This is a genomic window from Microcoleus sp. FACHB-672, from assembly GCF_014695725.1.
In the GTDB taxonomy this organism is placed as follows: Bacteria; Cyanobacteriota; Cyanobacteriia; order Cyanobacteriales; family Oscillatoriaceae; genus FACHB-68.
On record NZ_JACJOU010000022.1, the window covers coordinates 1 to 13,707 of the forward strand.

General features: G+C 44.7%; 10 protein-coding genes and 1 pseudogene. 5 read left to right on the forward strand and 6 right to left on the reverse strand.

Features of this window, described 5'->3' with window-relative positions:
- Nucleotides 1–329 (reverse strand): annotated as a pseudogene (locus tag H6F56_RS17730) (photosystem II q(b) protein); the annotation flags it as partial.
- A 531-nt stretch (nucleotides 330–860) separates the two neighbouring features.
- Here H6F56_RS17730 and H6F56_RS17735 point away from each other — a divergent pair.
- Nucleotides 861–2,492 (forward strand): methyl-accepting chemotaxis protein, encoded by a 1,632-nt coding sequence (locus H6F56_RS17735; RefSeq protein WP_190670794.1) that lies wholly within the window; start codon nucleotides 861–863, stop codon nucleotides 2,490–2,492.
- Between the two features lie 233 nt (nucleotides 2,493–2,725).
- Nucleotides 2,726–4,264 (forward strand): CHASE3 domain-containing protein, encoded by a 1,539-nt coding sequence (locus tag H6F56_RS17740; protein WP_242032066.1) that lies wholly within the window; start codon nucleotides 2,726–2,728, stop codon nucleotides 4,262–4,264.
- A gap of 55 nt (nucleotides 4,265–4,319) precedes the next feature.
- Here the strand turns inward: H6F56_RS17740 and H6F56_RS17745 are convergent, their stop codons facing one another.
- Nucleotides 4,320–4,670: a histidine triad nucleotide-binding protein gene (locus H6F56_RS17745; RefSeq protein WP_190670797.1), complete on the reverse strand. Its 351-nt coding sequence runs from the start codon at nucleotides 4,668–4,670 to the stop codon at nucleotides 4,320–4,322.
- A gap of 235 nt (nucleotides 4,671–4,905) precedes the next feature.
- Here H6F56_RS17745 and H6F56_RS17750 point away from each other — a divergent pair, with 235 nt between their 5' ends.
- Entirely contained in the window at nucleotides 4,906–6,435 is a 1,530-nt protein-coding gene (locus H6F56_RS17750) for a YifB family Mg chelatase-like AAA ATPase (protein WP_190670799.1), read from the forward strand.
- A 188-nt stretch (nucleotides 6,436–6,623) separates the two neighbouring features.
- Here the strand turns inward: H6F56_RS17750 and H6F56_RS17755 are convergent, their stop codons facing one another.
- Together H6F56_RS17755 and H6F56_RS17760 are read right to left on the reverse strand one after the other, a co-directional pair.
- On the reverse strand, nucleotides 6,624–7,010 hold the full coding sequence (locus tag H6F56_RS17755) for an SH3 domain-containing protein (protein ID WP_190670801.1): 387 nt from the start codon (nucleotides 7,008–7,010) through the stop codon (nucleotides 6,624–6,626).
- 381 nt (nucleotides 7,011–7,391) lie between these two features.
- Nucleotides 7,392–7,967 carry a helix-turn-helix domain-containing protein gene (locus H6F56_RS17760; protein WP_190670802.1) on the reverse strand — a complete coding sequence of 192 codons (576 nt, stop codon included), beginning with the start codon at nucleotides 7,965–7,967 and terminating at the stop codon, nucleotides 7,392–7,394.
- A 237-nt stretch (nucleotides 7,968–8,204) separates the two neighbouring features.
- Here H6F56_RS17760 and H6F56_RS17765 point away from each other — a divergent pair, with 237 nt between their 5' ends.
- Nucleotides 8,205–8,600 carry a DUF2358 domain-containing protein gene (locus H6F56_RS17765; protein WP_190670804.1) on the forward strand — a complete coding sequence of 132 codons (396 nt, stop codon included), beginning with the start codon at nucleotides 8,205–8,207 and terminating at the stop codon, nucleotides 8,598–8,600.
- Between the two features lie 240 nt (nucleotides 8,601–8,840).
- Nucleotides 8,841–10,028, forward strand: coding sequence for a TRC40/GET3/ArsA family transport-energizing ATPase (locus tag H6F56_RS17770; RefSeq protein WP_190670807.1), 1,188 nt, complete (start codon nucleotides 8,841–8,843; stop codon nucleotides 10,026–10,028).
- A 376-nt stretch (nucleotides 10,029–10,404) separates the two neighbouring features.
- On the opposite strand, the gene H6F56_RS17775 is transcribed toward H6F56_RS17770, so the two are convergent.
- Together H6F56_RS17775 and H6F56_RS17780 are read right to left on the reverse strand one after the other, a co-directional pair.
- Nucleotides 10,405–12,393: a TolC family protein gene (locus H6F56_RS17775; protein ID WP_190670809.1), complete on the reverse strand. Its 1,989-nt coding sequence runs from the start codon at nucleotides 12,391–12,393 to the stop codon at nucleotides 10,405–10,407.
- Nucleotides 12,394–12,514: 121 nt separating this feature from the next.
- Nucleotides 12,515–13,696, reverse strand: coding sequence for an ABC transporter permease (locus H6F56_RS17780; protein WP_190670811.1), 1,182 nt, complete (start codon nucleotides 13,694–13,696; stop codon nucleotides 12,515–12,517).
- Nucleotides 13,697–13,707 lie beyond the last annotated feature (11 nt).

The window sequence follows — 13,707 nt, forward strand, 5'->3', positions numbered from 1 at the left end:
CCGCCGTTGTAAAGCCATTCATCTAAGCTGGCTGCTTCCCAAATCGGGTAGAAGTGCAGGCCGATGGCGTTAGAGGAGGGCACGACTGCGCCGGAGATGATGTTGTTGCCGTATAGCAGTGAGCCGGCAACGGGTTCGCGGATGCCATCGATGTCCACTGGAGGGGCAGCGATGAAGGCGATGATGAAGCAGGTGGTGGCGGTTAGGAGGGTGGGGATCATTAGGACGCCGAACCAGCCGACATAGAGCCGGTTTTCGGTTGATGTGACCCACTCGCAGAACCGTTCCCAAACGTTGGCGCTTTCGCGGCGTTGGAGAGTTGTGGTCATTGATTTATGATTGCTATTGATTTTTCGAGGTGCGCGGTAGCGTTTTTTCTACCTTAGTATATAGATTACTGTCTATATTGAGTTTTGTAAAGCAATTTAATAAAAATTTTATTTTGTGCCGGCAAGCGGTTGGTCGGCAGTTTTTGAGAGAGGTTTAGGAATATGCAAGCCCAAATGCCAGAGCGCGCTCGCCTTCATTAAGCGGGAAATACCTTTTGACTCAAAGCATTCAGCACCCTTACCATCGGCCTCATCAGCTACGGATGACTCTCCGATTGCCCTGAGACCCTCACAGTGAATCACAAAAATATTTCTGACTGAGAATTGTAGGAATCCAGCAATTAATTAATATAACTTGATAATTCCAGCCGCTCACGAGCCTGGGCTTTAAAATTAGCAGATTAAGAGATATTAGCTTATTTTACATTGTAAATTTTTTACTTGCCTTCACCAAGAAACTAAAGTAGGTTACACAAACCTTATTTTTATAATTATTATAATAATGATGCTTGACAGTTAGGAGTAGTTTCTGTGTTGGCAAATCTTAAACTTAGAGGCCGTATATTTACGGGTTTTTCAATTCCTGTAGTTTTAGGACTTGGATTTAGTGGGCTAGTTTTTTTCGTAGGCAACCAACTTTTGGAAGCACTTAAACAAGTCGAGAGAACACAGGAAATTGTTGTCCAGACAGACATTATGGTTTTGAGAACTTCCATGATGGCTCGACAAGTGCGGGGTTACCTCCTCGTCAAATCTGAAGAACCTCTCAAGGAATTTAGGAAGCAAAAGCAACTTTACGATATGGCTGTTGAGGCTTCAAAAAATCTGATAGAAGACCCAGTCCAGCAACAAATTTTCAACGAAATGATTCAGTTAGGCGATGAATATTATGAAATGTGCCTAGAAACTTTTCGTCTAAAGGATGCCGGTCAGCACAATCAGGCTGTTAACCTTTACCTAAAAGAGTCTAAAGCAATGGTAGGGGGGCTAGATCTCCTGGGTGAAAAAGCAAACCAAAACGAGCGAAAAATAATGGAATCCTATACCAGAAGTGCAGCTAATGCTGTCCAGTTTCTGATCTTAGCGGCTGTGGTAACCGCACTGTTATCTTTGGTGCTTTCTGGTGCCGCTGCGTCTCTGATCTGGGGAACCATTGCCAAAACGAATCGAACGATGAATCAAACAGCCAATACAATTGCCGGTTCTTCAACACAAATTGCGGCGTCAGTAGAGCAACAGGAGCGTAATGCTTCACAGCAGGCGACTTCTGTTAATGAAACCACCACCACTATGAATGAGTTAGGTTCTTCCTCAAGAGTGACTGTGCAACAAGCAGAATCATCCGCAGAAACTGCGCGTCAAGTTTTAAAGTTAGCAGAATCATCTGTAGCCGGAGCCACTCAAGTATTAAACCTAGCAGAGAATGGAGCAACGGGAGCGCGCCAAGTTTTGTCTTTGGCACAGGGGGGAAGTCAGACGGTTGAGCGAACTTTAGAGGGAATATCAATTCTGAAAGACAAAGTTACTAACATTGCCGAACAAATTGGACGTTTGAATGAGCAGGCTCATCAAATTAGCAGCATTACGAACATCGTCAGTGATTTAGCCAACCAAACAAATATGCTAGCCCTTAATGCAGCAGTAGAAGCCGTGCGGGCGGGAGAACAGGGCAAAGGATTTGGTGTAGTCGCCACAGAAATTCGTAAATTAGCCGATCAAAGTAAAAAATCAGCGGATAAAATTAATAGCTTAGTTTTAGGGATTCAAACAGCTATTAATTCAACTGTTGTTGCGACAGAAGAAGGACGGAAAACAGCCCAGGAAAGTATTCAACTTTCTCAAGAAACAGCAGAGGCTTTCAACCAAGTCACTCAATCGATTAACGAAATTATTTTAAAATCTTCTATGGGAGTAGCGGAAGCGATTAATTCGATTGTGTTGCACAATCAAAAAACTTCACTTGAAGCAATTGAAAATGTAGTAGTAAACAATCAACAAATTTCTTTAACAGCTAAACAGCAAGCAGTTGCGATTGAACAAGTTGTTGAGGCGATGAACTTTCTGAATCAGGGAGCTGTTCAAACTGCTACTGGGCTGGCTCAAACCAAAATTGGACTTCAAAAACTTAATGAAGCGGCTCAGAGTTTAAAAGCAGCGGCGTAAGGATTTTAGCTGAATTTAAACATTTATAATCTAAAATCTTCATTTTTAAACGAGGAGCAATCCTTGAGTCAGATAAAATTCTTCATTTAACGCAGTTTTTCTGAAACGTCCTTCAATCTATCAAGAACATGTCGAAAAAAATCGCTACAAAATACGCAAGGCTAACTCAAATAGTACCCTTAAGTTTTGGGACAGTATTTTGTCTAATGCTGTTGGGTGCATTGGCTTTTAAAATGAGTTCAAATACTTTAGTATCATCCGTCGGTTGGGTGACGCATACTTATGAAGTCAAAGAAGACTTGAAAGACTTGGAAAAGATGTTAATTGATGCTGAAACCGGACAAAGAGGGTTTATTATTACGGGTCAAGAGAGCTTTTTAGAACCTTACAACAATTCAATACAAAAATTAAATGCTCGATTTGATGAAATAAAAAAATTGCTTAAAGATAATCCCGATCAAATCAGGAATTTAAGCGAAATTAAAAATTTATCTGATCAAAAAATGAAGGAATTAGCTGAAACTATTTTCCTGAAAAGAACCGGCAAAGAACAAGCATTAAGAACTTTAATCTTGTCGGCAAAGGGAAAAAATATTATGGATAATTTTAGAGTAAAAACGGCTGAAATGATTGAAGCTGAAAACCAGCTTTTAATCAAAAGGCAAAACATAGCAAAACAAGCTGAGGAATGGGGGAACCTTACTTCTTTCGGAATTCCCGTTTTGGGTATAATTTTCTGCTTATTCATTTTATTGTTTATTACCCGACGAGTTGTACAGCCACTTAATATGGTGGCAAGCTCAATCGCTAGATCTTCTGGCGAAATTTCGATCGCAGTAGAGCAACACGAACGGATTGCTCAGCAACAGGCTGTTTCGGTTAATCAAACCAGTACGACGATGAATGAATTAGGTGCATCCTCAAAAGCAACAGTTGAACAAGCCCAATCAGCGGCAGAAAATGCGCGTCAGGTCTTCAGGTTAGCCGAATCATCAGTAGTAGGGGCTACACAGGTATTAAACCTTGCAGAAGATGGAACTACTACAGCCCGTCAAGTTTTATCTTTGGCAGAGGGGGGAACCCAAACAGTTGAGCGTACCTTAGAGGAAATATTTATCCTCAAAGAAAAAGTCAGCAAGATCAGTCAGCAAATTGGACGTTTGAGCGAGCAAACGAATCAAATTGGCACCATTACGAACATCGTCAGCGATTTAGCCAATCAAACAAATATGCTTGCTCTCAATGCGGCGGTGGAAGCTGTACGGGCGGGAGAACATGGTAAAGGATTTGGGGTCGTGGCTACAGAAATTCGTAAATTAGCCGACCAAAGTAAAAAATCAGCCGATAAAATTAATACCCTCATTTTTGGGATTCAGTCGGCAATCAGTTCCACAGTTATGGCTACGGAAGAAGGCCAAAAAACTGCTCAGGAAGGCATCAAACTGTCTCAAGAAACGAGCAAGGCGTTTACGAATGTTACTCAAGCGATTAATGAGGTGATTTTAAAATCTTCTCAGGGAGTTGCTGAGGCAATCAATGATATTGTTTTGCATAATCAAACAACCGCGCTGACCGCAATTGAGGATGTGGTGGTGAACCTTCAACAAATTTCCCTAACTGCTAAAGAGCAAGCCAATGCCATTGAGCAAGTCGTTGAAGCCATGAGCAGTTTAAATGAGGGAGCAGTTGAGACAGCCAGCGGTATCACACAAACTAAAGTGGGGATTCAAAAACTCAACGAGGCGGCTTGTGATCTCAAAGCTGTTGTGTAGGGATTACAAATTTTAGATTCTTAAAGTTATCTAAAATCTATAATCCCCAAGTCATCTAACCGGGAGGCCATTTCATATGGCGTCCGCCGAGAATATGTAAATGCAGGTGATCAACTGTTTGGCCGCCATCATCGCCGTTGTTAATGACGAGGCGAAAACCATTACTTAAACCGGCCTCGTCGGCAATGCGCTTAGCAATTAACAGCAAATGCCCCATCAGCGCGTGATCTTCTGATGTCGCCTCAGCAAGTTTAGGAATCGGTTTCTTAGGAATTAACAGCAGGTGCACCGGCGCTTGAGGGTGAATGTCTTTGAAGGCAAGGCACAAGTCATCTTCATAAACAATATCCGCTGGAATTTCCTTACGAATAATTTTGCTGAAAATAGTTTCTGTGGTTTCACTCATGCAGATACTTCCTTGATTGTGCTATATGCCATCCTAAGGGGGTAAGGCGTTTGAGTAAACTACTTTTTGTTAATAAAGATTGCGAAGATTTTGCTCAGTTGTGGGGGAGTGGGTAGAGAATGATAGCGTTATTATGAATGCTGGTAGTTACCTAGCTCTAAAAAATGATTAGAAAGCTTTTTTAAAAAATATAAATTCCAGACCGATAATTTTTACCAATTTCAGGAAGATTAAAGTGCTTGCGAGAGTTTGGAGTGCATCGCTGGTTGGCATCGACGCCGTTAAAGTCGGTGTAGAAGTTGATGTGTCGGGTGGCTTGCCGGGAATTGTGGTGGTGGGGCTGCCAGATACCGCCGTGCAAGAGTCGAAAGAAAGAGTCAAGGCGGCGCTGAAAAATGCCGGCTATGCCTTTCCAATGCGGCGAATTGTGATTAATTTAACACCGGCAGATTTACGAAAAGAAGGGCCGATCTTCGATCTATCGATTAGTGTCGGGATTTTAGCCGCCTCTGAGCAAGTCAGTGCCCAGTTGCTGGGAGATTATTTATTTTTGGGGGAAGTTTCCCTGGATGGCAGTTTGCGTCCCGTTGCCGGCGTGTTGCCCATTGCAGCGGCGGCCCAAAGGCTGGGGATCACCGGCTTGGTGGTGCCGGCAGCAAATGCCCAGGAAGCGGCTGTGGTGCAAGGGATATCCGTCTATGGGTGCAAGCATCTGGCTGAAGTGGCAGACTTGCTCAATAATCCAGAACGCTATGTGCCGGTGAAACTGGATGGGTTAAAAGAGTTAGCGACAGCGCAATATGCCGGCCCTGACTTAAAGGATGTTAAAGGTCAAGCCCACGCCCGCCGCGCCTTGGAAATTGCCGCTGCCGGTGGTCACAATCTCATCTTTGTAGGGCCACCGGGAAGCGGTAAAACCATGCTGGCACGACGGTTGCCTGGAATTCTGCCACCGCTATCGTTTCAGGAAGCCCTTGAAGTCACGCAAATTCATTCTGTTGCCGGTCTTTTAAAAAATAGAGGTTCCCTCGTCAGCGATCGCCCCTTCCGCAGCCCCCACCACTCAGCCTCTGGCCCTTCCCTTGTCGGCGGCGGCAGTTTCCCAAGACCTGGAGAAATCTCTCTCGCCCACCGGGGGATCTTATTTCTCGATGAGTTAACCGAGTTTAAACGCGATGTTTTAGAATTTCTGCGCCAGCCGCTAGAAGATGGTCACGTTACAATCTCGCGTACGCGGCAATCTGTGAGTTTTCCCGCACAATTTACCTTAGTTGCCAGTACAAATCCCTGCCCCTGCGGCTATTTTGGAGATTCAATTCAGGCTTGTACGTGTACGCCCCGGCACCGAGAGCAATACTGGGCAAAGCTTTCTGGGCCTTTGATGGATCGGATTGACTTGCAAGTGGCGGTCAACCGGCTCAAACCTGAAGAAATTACGCGCCAACCCACGGGTGAGGAATCTGCGCCGGTGCGAGATCGGGTGAGGGCAGCACGGGAACGCACCCGTGATCGCTTTAAAGAAGACCCAGCGGTGGGCTGCAATGCTGAAATGCAGTCACAGCATTTGCGCCGGTGGTGCCAGCTAGAAGATGCTAGCCGCAATTTATTAGAAGGCGCAATTCGCAAGTTGGGTCTTTCGGCGCGGGCGACTGACCGCATCCTGAAAGTGGCGAGAACCATTGCAGATTTGGCAGGGGATGAGAACTTGCAAACTCCCCATGTAGCTGAAGCGATTCAGTACCGCACAATTGACCGAATGCAGTGAGAGTAAGGGCTGAGTTTTAAACCGGCTCTTGATAGTAAGTGAAAAAGTCTGTTTTGGTATGAGATATTCTTGAAAGCCGGTAAAAATAAAAAGCATCACGCTTGTTGTCAAATGTGATGCTTTAATTTTTAACAAATAAAAGTGAACTCGAAAAACTTCACTTTTAGCAAATTTGAGCACAGTTAACTTCAACTTGCTCCGCCAAAACCCTGGCAATTAAAACCGGCTCCAATAAATTTGGAGGAGACCCAACCTTCTAATGGCTGATCACCATTGGGTAATTCCGCCCTGGTAATATACAACCAGTGCCAAGCCTCTGTATTCATTGGGGCGCTATTTCTTCTTGCCACCCTGACTTTTGCGCCTTTGGGGATGCTGCTGATCACCCGGTAAACTACCCCCGGCCCTTCTCGGACAGCGAGAGGGGTACTTTGGGTTGTGACATTTGCACAGTAGTCGGCAATTAAAACCGGCTCTGGACTGCCGTTTTGGCCGGCTACAGCGCCCGTCCCCAAACCCACTACAGCCAATGAAAGCCCTGCTGCTAGTGTTAAGGATTTTCTCAATTGATTCATCTTTCTTAATTCTTACTCGTTAAGGTTCTAAATTTAGCCAGCACCCGCGTTATCTTGGAGTGTGTATAATCTTACTCAAACAATTTTTAAATCTCTCTATTCTTTAACTTTTTTTCCCATTGTTCTTTTGTACAATACCAGGCAGAGGTAGGGACGCTTTCTCAATTTTGGATATTTTAGGATTATAAGCGAGTCGCTTTTTTAAATTTTGATAGTTTAGAAGCTTGGATTTTAAACTAATAGCAATTTCCTCAACTAAATTTTTTATTGTTGAAAATAATGCAAATTCACAGCAAAATCTGTTCGGATAGCATCCGCTTAGTCATTTTATTTGCCTCACTCCGGGCGGTAGCCGGCCTACCGCTTATTTGACGTTGCTCGTTAGCCGGCAGTCCCACCATCGCTCCCGGATGATTCTGATGTGAGCGATCCCCGACCGGCACCTGTTTTTTTCCGCTGTTCCTGAGGCACCGGCTCAGATTCTAAGGCAGGCGGCGACACTGCGCTCTCAGATAGATTGCGAGAAGTGTGCAAGCGGAAGCCCATTTGTTGTAGGTAATCCCACCCCCTTTGCATTGCTACAGGTCGGTCTATTTGAGTGGAAATCCACTCGGCCACTTTCCGGCTGTTCCATAACCCACCATCAGGGGCCGGCCCATGTAAAGCTTGCCACAATAGAGCTTGCTGATCCTCAGACAGCAACGGCTCGCCACCCGGATTTTCGTGACGGCGATCTCCGAGTCCTTCTGGCCCAAGTTGGTTGTAGCGGCGAACAATTTTGCGAATCCAATCCAAGCTATAACCCGTTACCTGCGCGACTTCTTGGGTCGTTTTTCCAGAAGCCAGCAGCCACACAATTTGATAATGACTGCGTTCAACCGGATCTTTAGCTTGGCGGTAACGCGTTTCAAGTTCAGTTGCGTTGAGGAGCGGTTGAATGGTTACACGTTTAGGCATATTTGCGAATCGCACCTTCAGTGATGTAATGAGTTTACAGAAATTAGCGGGAAATCTAAAATCTCAATACTTTATGCCGGTGGAGCGCAGACTGCAGGGCAACTCACCATTGCCATATAATCAGGGGCAAACTCGAAAATGTGGTCTGAGCCTGAAAATCCTATAACAGTTAATTAAAAGCTGATTTGCTGCTCAGCAAGCTTTGCGCTCAACAATATTACGGAGGGAAGGTTAACTGTGGACATTATCGAGATTCTTCAGCAAGACTATCAAAGATTTCCCCTTGACCAAACTTACAGTATTTATGATAAAAATGTTTATTTTAAAGATCCGCTCAATGAGTTTCGGGGTGTAGAACGCTACCGGCTGATGATCGGTTTTATCAAGACTTGGTTTATTGACACGCAAATGGATGTGCACGATATGCAGCGTGCCGGTGACACGATTGAAACCCGCTGGACACTGAGCTTTAACGCGCCGGTTCCCTGGAAACCCCGGATCGCCATTCCCGGTAAGAGTGAATTAAAACTCAACGCTGAAGAATTAATTGTTTCTCACATTGATTATTGGAACTGTTCGCGCCTTGATGTTGTAAAGCAGTTGTGGCCCGGAAAATCCGCTAAGGTTAATTAATGTAAAAACTTCTCAGGAGTAGTTATGACTGGGAGCTGGAAATTGAGGGGTTAATCAGTCAACAAATTGCCAGTGCAGATTGAAAATTGAGGATTGACGCCGCATCCACCGGCACTGAGGAACGCAAAATCGCTAAATGCCTAACAGGGATTGAAATCTCCCTTCAGCCAGACCTGTTGCCGACGAAAACCCGCTAAATTAAATAAATGTAAATAATTCTCAGGCGGGGTTAAACGATTCATGCGCGTAATATTGATGACCGGCAAAGGAGGCGTGGGCAAAACCTCCGTAGCAGCGGCTACAGGCTTGCGTTGTGCTGAACTCGGCTATAGAACCCTTGTGCTGAGTACAGATCCCGCTCACTCTTTGGCAGACAGTTTTGATCTGGAACTGGGCCACGAGCCGCAACTGGTGCGCCCCAACTTATGGGGGGCAGAACTCGATGCGCTGATGGAATTAGAAAGCAATTGGGGTGCGGTGAAGCGCTACATCACTCAAGTTCTGCAAGCGCGAGGACTGGATGGCGTCCAAGCTGAAGAGCTGGCCATTCTACCGGGTATGGATGAGATTTTTGGCCTAGTCCGGATGAAGCGTCATTATGACGAGGGTGAATTTGATGTGCTGATCATTGACTCAGCACCCACCGGCACAGCATTGAGATTGCTGAGTTTACCGGAAGTCAGTGGCTGGTATATGCGCCGGTTTTATCGCCCACTGCAACAAATGTCAGTTGTGCTGCGCCCTTTGGTTGAACCATTTTTTAAACCTCTTGCCGGTTTTTCCCTGCCTGACAGAGAGGTGATGGATGCGCCCTATGAGTTTTACGAACAAATTGAAGCATTAGAAAAAGTTCTCACAGATAATACTCAAACATCTGTGCGCTTAGTCACCAATCCAGAGAAAATGGTGATTAAAGAGTCGCTTCGTGCTCATGCCTATTTAAGTCTTTATAACGTCGGCACAGATCTAGTCGTGGCAAACCGGATTATTCCTGAATCTGTAACCGATCCTTTCTTTCAGCGCTGGAAAGAAAATCAGCAGCAATACCGGCACGAAATTCACGAGAATTTTCACCCACTGCCGGTTAAGGAAGTCCCCCTTTATTCCGAAGAAATGTGCGGCTTAGCTGCCTTAGATCGCCTGAAAGAAACGCTGTATGCGGATGAAGATCCGACTCAGGTTTACTACAAAGAAACCACCCTAAGAGTGGTACAAGAGAATAATCAGTACAGCTTAGAACTTTACTTGCCTGGAATTCCTAAAGATCAAGTTCAACTGAATAAGACGGGGGATGAATTAAATATCCGAATTGGCAACCACCGGCGCAATTTAGTGCTGCCGCAAGCATTGGCTGCTCTACAGCCTGCCGGTGCCAAAATGGAAGATGATTATCTCAAGATTCGCTTTACTGAGGTGGCAAAGGTTTAGCCGGCGAAGTGAAAGGATTTATGAGTTTTAAACTGGGCGCTTCTATTGCCGCATTTTACACAGGGAAACCGATTGGAGAAAAGTTTCTGGAAGGGGCACCTGTGTCTGCGGCATGGAGGCTAGTGGTGAGGAATGTATAATGTTCTCCAGCAAGAAGTTGTGAGACTTTAGCGCATTAATCATCCGCAACAGCCGCAGGTTGATCACCAGAGTGAAGTGGTAGAAGCTGAGCCGGCTGTACCTGGTTAATCGATGCCGGTGGAAGATTTATTTATTTAGCGGATTAGCTACGCCTTAGCTTCTTACACCAGCGCTTAACCTATCTGTGGTTATCTGTGATAAAAATATATCGCATTCAGGCAAATTGACTAACTTTTCATTTTGTCTCAACTGTAATATTCCAAGCATCTAAAGTAATTCCAACCGTTTGCTCAAGCAAAGTTAGTGCGTTTAAATAATCAATTCTAGCGTCTAATTCTGCATTTCTGGCTTGGGCTAAGTCATTTTGAAAACCGACAACATCAATAATATTGGATATTCCTAATTTAAGCTTTTCTTGTTCTATACTCAGTTGCTTTTCAGATAATTCTCTAGCGCGTTGGGCAAGTTCCACTTGTTTGAGCTTCAAGTTAACATCTCTGATTCTATCCGTTACTTCAATTTCTAAACTTTCTTTCACATCATTTAAACTGTTTTCAGCTTGAAGTCGGTTAACTCGACTTCGTTGATATCTTTGTTCGACTGTTAAATCGCCAAATTCTCGGCTGAAAGTCAAGCCGGCTCTCACGTCTGTTGTTTTATCGCTTCCTGTATTTGCGACATTGCCATAGGTTGCATTAAAATCTAAATTCCACTTTCGCTCATTTTCTGCTAGTAAAAGCGCAAATTTAGAGATATCTAGGGCAAGTGTTGAGCGTAAATAATTGGGATTGTTGGTCAAAGCAAGTTGGTTTAAATTTTTTACATCTGGCGGTGTTGTGGGTAACGAAGAAGGTGCGGCGGCTAAAATATTGGTAGTTCGCTCAATGTCGAGAATTTTAATCAGTTCCAACCTGACTCGCTCTCGCTCATTCTCAGCAGCTAATAAAGTGAGTTGCCGGCTGGCAACATTTGTCTCACTTGGAAAAATATCCACTGGCGCTTCTCTGCCGGCATTAATTAAAACCTGCAAAGTTTCCAATTGCTGTTGAGCAATTTCTAGAGAAATTCTTTCGATTTTAACGCGTTCCTGAGCTTGTAGTAAGTTTCTATAAGCTAAAATAGCATTGGTTATAATATCGCTCAGCGTAGATTTTAAAAATAAAATATTAGCTTGTTCGTTCAAACGAGCAATATCTATAGAAGCTCGGTTAACTTCAACGCCAAATCCCCTTAAAAGCGGTTGATTAAAATTGAGCTGGAGATTTTGTCCAAGTGCGCCGCCATCATTGAAATCATCATCAAAATCAAAGTTATTCGTTGTTAAAGCGCGTCCCGTGCCATTCCAGCCAAAACTCAAGTTTCCACCTGCAGGAAGGGTAACAGAAACATTTGCCCCCAGATCCACGCCGCCTGATTTGCTTGTGCCGGCACCTACTCTTTGGCGATCTAATGCGATTGAAATTCTGGGTGTAAAATTAGGAACAAACTTATCTTGTGCAACGGCTAAATCTTGTCTTTGTACAATTCTTTCGAGATAAGCGTTTTTAATTCCTCGATTATTCTGCAAAGCCAAAATTACAATATCAGAAACCGTTAAAAGAATCCCTGGCTCATCGGTAACGGATGGTTGTTGTGCCGGCTTTTGTTTCGTTTCTGTCTGTAAATCACCTCTTTTTTTACTTTCTAAATTATTGTTGGTCGGTGAATTTGAGCTAGATGCCGACAAGGAATGCTGTTGAAATTGGGTGGAAATTTTTGCAGGGGAATTGAGGGGTTGAGAACGATTCGCAGACGCTAAAGTATTAACCGACTTTTTCCATCCAAATTTTTTTATCCGACTCTGAGAATTGTTTACTGCTGTTTTTAATGCCAAATTTTGATAAGTTGAAGATTGAACTACCGACGCGGGCGGAGAAATTGGTTGCTGCTGTTGAACGTTAGGAAGTGGAGGATTATTTTGAGTTGAGATTTGAGAAGATATTAACCGCTGAGTGTTTTTAACTTGAACAGGGTTAATTTTTGCAGAGGGTGCCGGCTCAACTAATTTACCTTCAGCAGTTGCTTTGACAGTTAAAAAAGGTTTAACAGCAAAAGCTAAAATACAAACCCAGCCCACAGTAGCACCCACGAGTGTGAGAATGCGAAATATCCTGTCTCGGATGGAGAGAACTGAGGAAGGGCTTGGATCTAGCTCGTCGGAAGTAGGATGCGGGGGCTGATGCATAAGAATTAAAGCCGGCTCAGTAATTTTTTTGCAAAGGTGTTATTTTAAACCGCAGAGGGGTTAAGGTTTGGGGTGATTTAGTTTAGATTTTTTTGGTTATTTTTAAACTTTTATGGAATTTTCACTCAGAACGTAATGCTTTAACGGGATCGAGTCGGCTGGCACGGATAGCCGGCATAAATCCAGCACCCACCCCCACTAATAGGGCTGATCCTAATGCTAAAGCTGCGGTGCCGGTTTCAAACTCGTAAGGCAGTGTAAACGTCTCAGCCACCACAACCGTTAACCCGTGTACTGTTACAATTGCTACCATTCCCCCGACTAAACTTAAAATCGCTGCTTCTAGAATAAACTGCAACATAATATCGGTCTGAGTTGCCCCAATTGCTCGCCTCAGACCGATTTCTGGGGTACGTTCCATCACCGCTGCGATACTAATATTAGCAATTCCAACGCCCCCAACCAGCAGTGAAATTGCCCCCAGTGCTAGCAGTGCTTGTGAAACCAATTCCAGGGTTTTTTGCTGCTCTATAATTTTCTTAACACTGTTATAAATATAAAACTTCTGACCTGGAAAACGCTGTTCCAGAAGCTTCTTAACTTGTTCTCCCATATCTGCCAAGTCTTCCATCTTGTAAGGGCGCAGCCAAATTTCTCCAATATCGCGGCGACCCGTCAGGGCGCTGTGAACCGACATCGGCAGTAGCAATTGTCCCTCTGGCTCACCCAGACTCTCCTTGGTTGGCACCACCCCTACGACAATATAAGGCCGGCTATCAGCATAGATGCGTTGATTGATCGGATCTTCGCCTTGAAACAGGGTTTCTACCAAAAATTCATCAATTACCACTACAGGACGGTAGCTAGCAAAATCCCCAGGATTGAAAAATCGGCCCGCCACCAATTGCCGGCCAGTTGTGAGCAAGTAGTCTAGAGAAACCGCCTGCATGTCAGGCGTGGCTTCCTCTCCCTGAAACACCGTTTTTGGAGCACCTGTCGACTCTCCCGCACTGATCGCCTGCAAACCCACGATTCGCTGTCGCAAAAATTCCATATCTTCCAACTTCAGATCGAGCCGCTGCCCGGTGTCACGATCCCACAGGGCGAAAACCCTAAGGTGCGGCGCATCGCGTTCTGCGAGTTGCTGTTGGAGCACAGCTTTGCTAATATTGCCCACTTGAAGCGTGGCGCTGACAGCAGCCACTCCCATGAACACTCCCAGCGTTGTCAAGGCGGAACGCAAGGGGTTGCCGCGCAAAGAGTTGCAAGTGAGGGCGAGGAGATCGAAAGGGGCGAGGCTCATATCGATTTTAG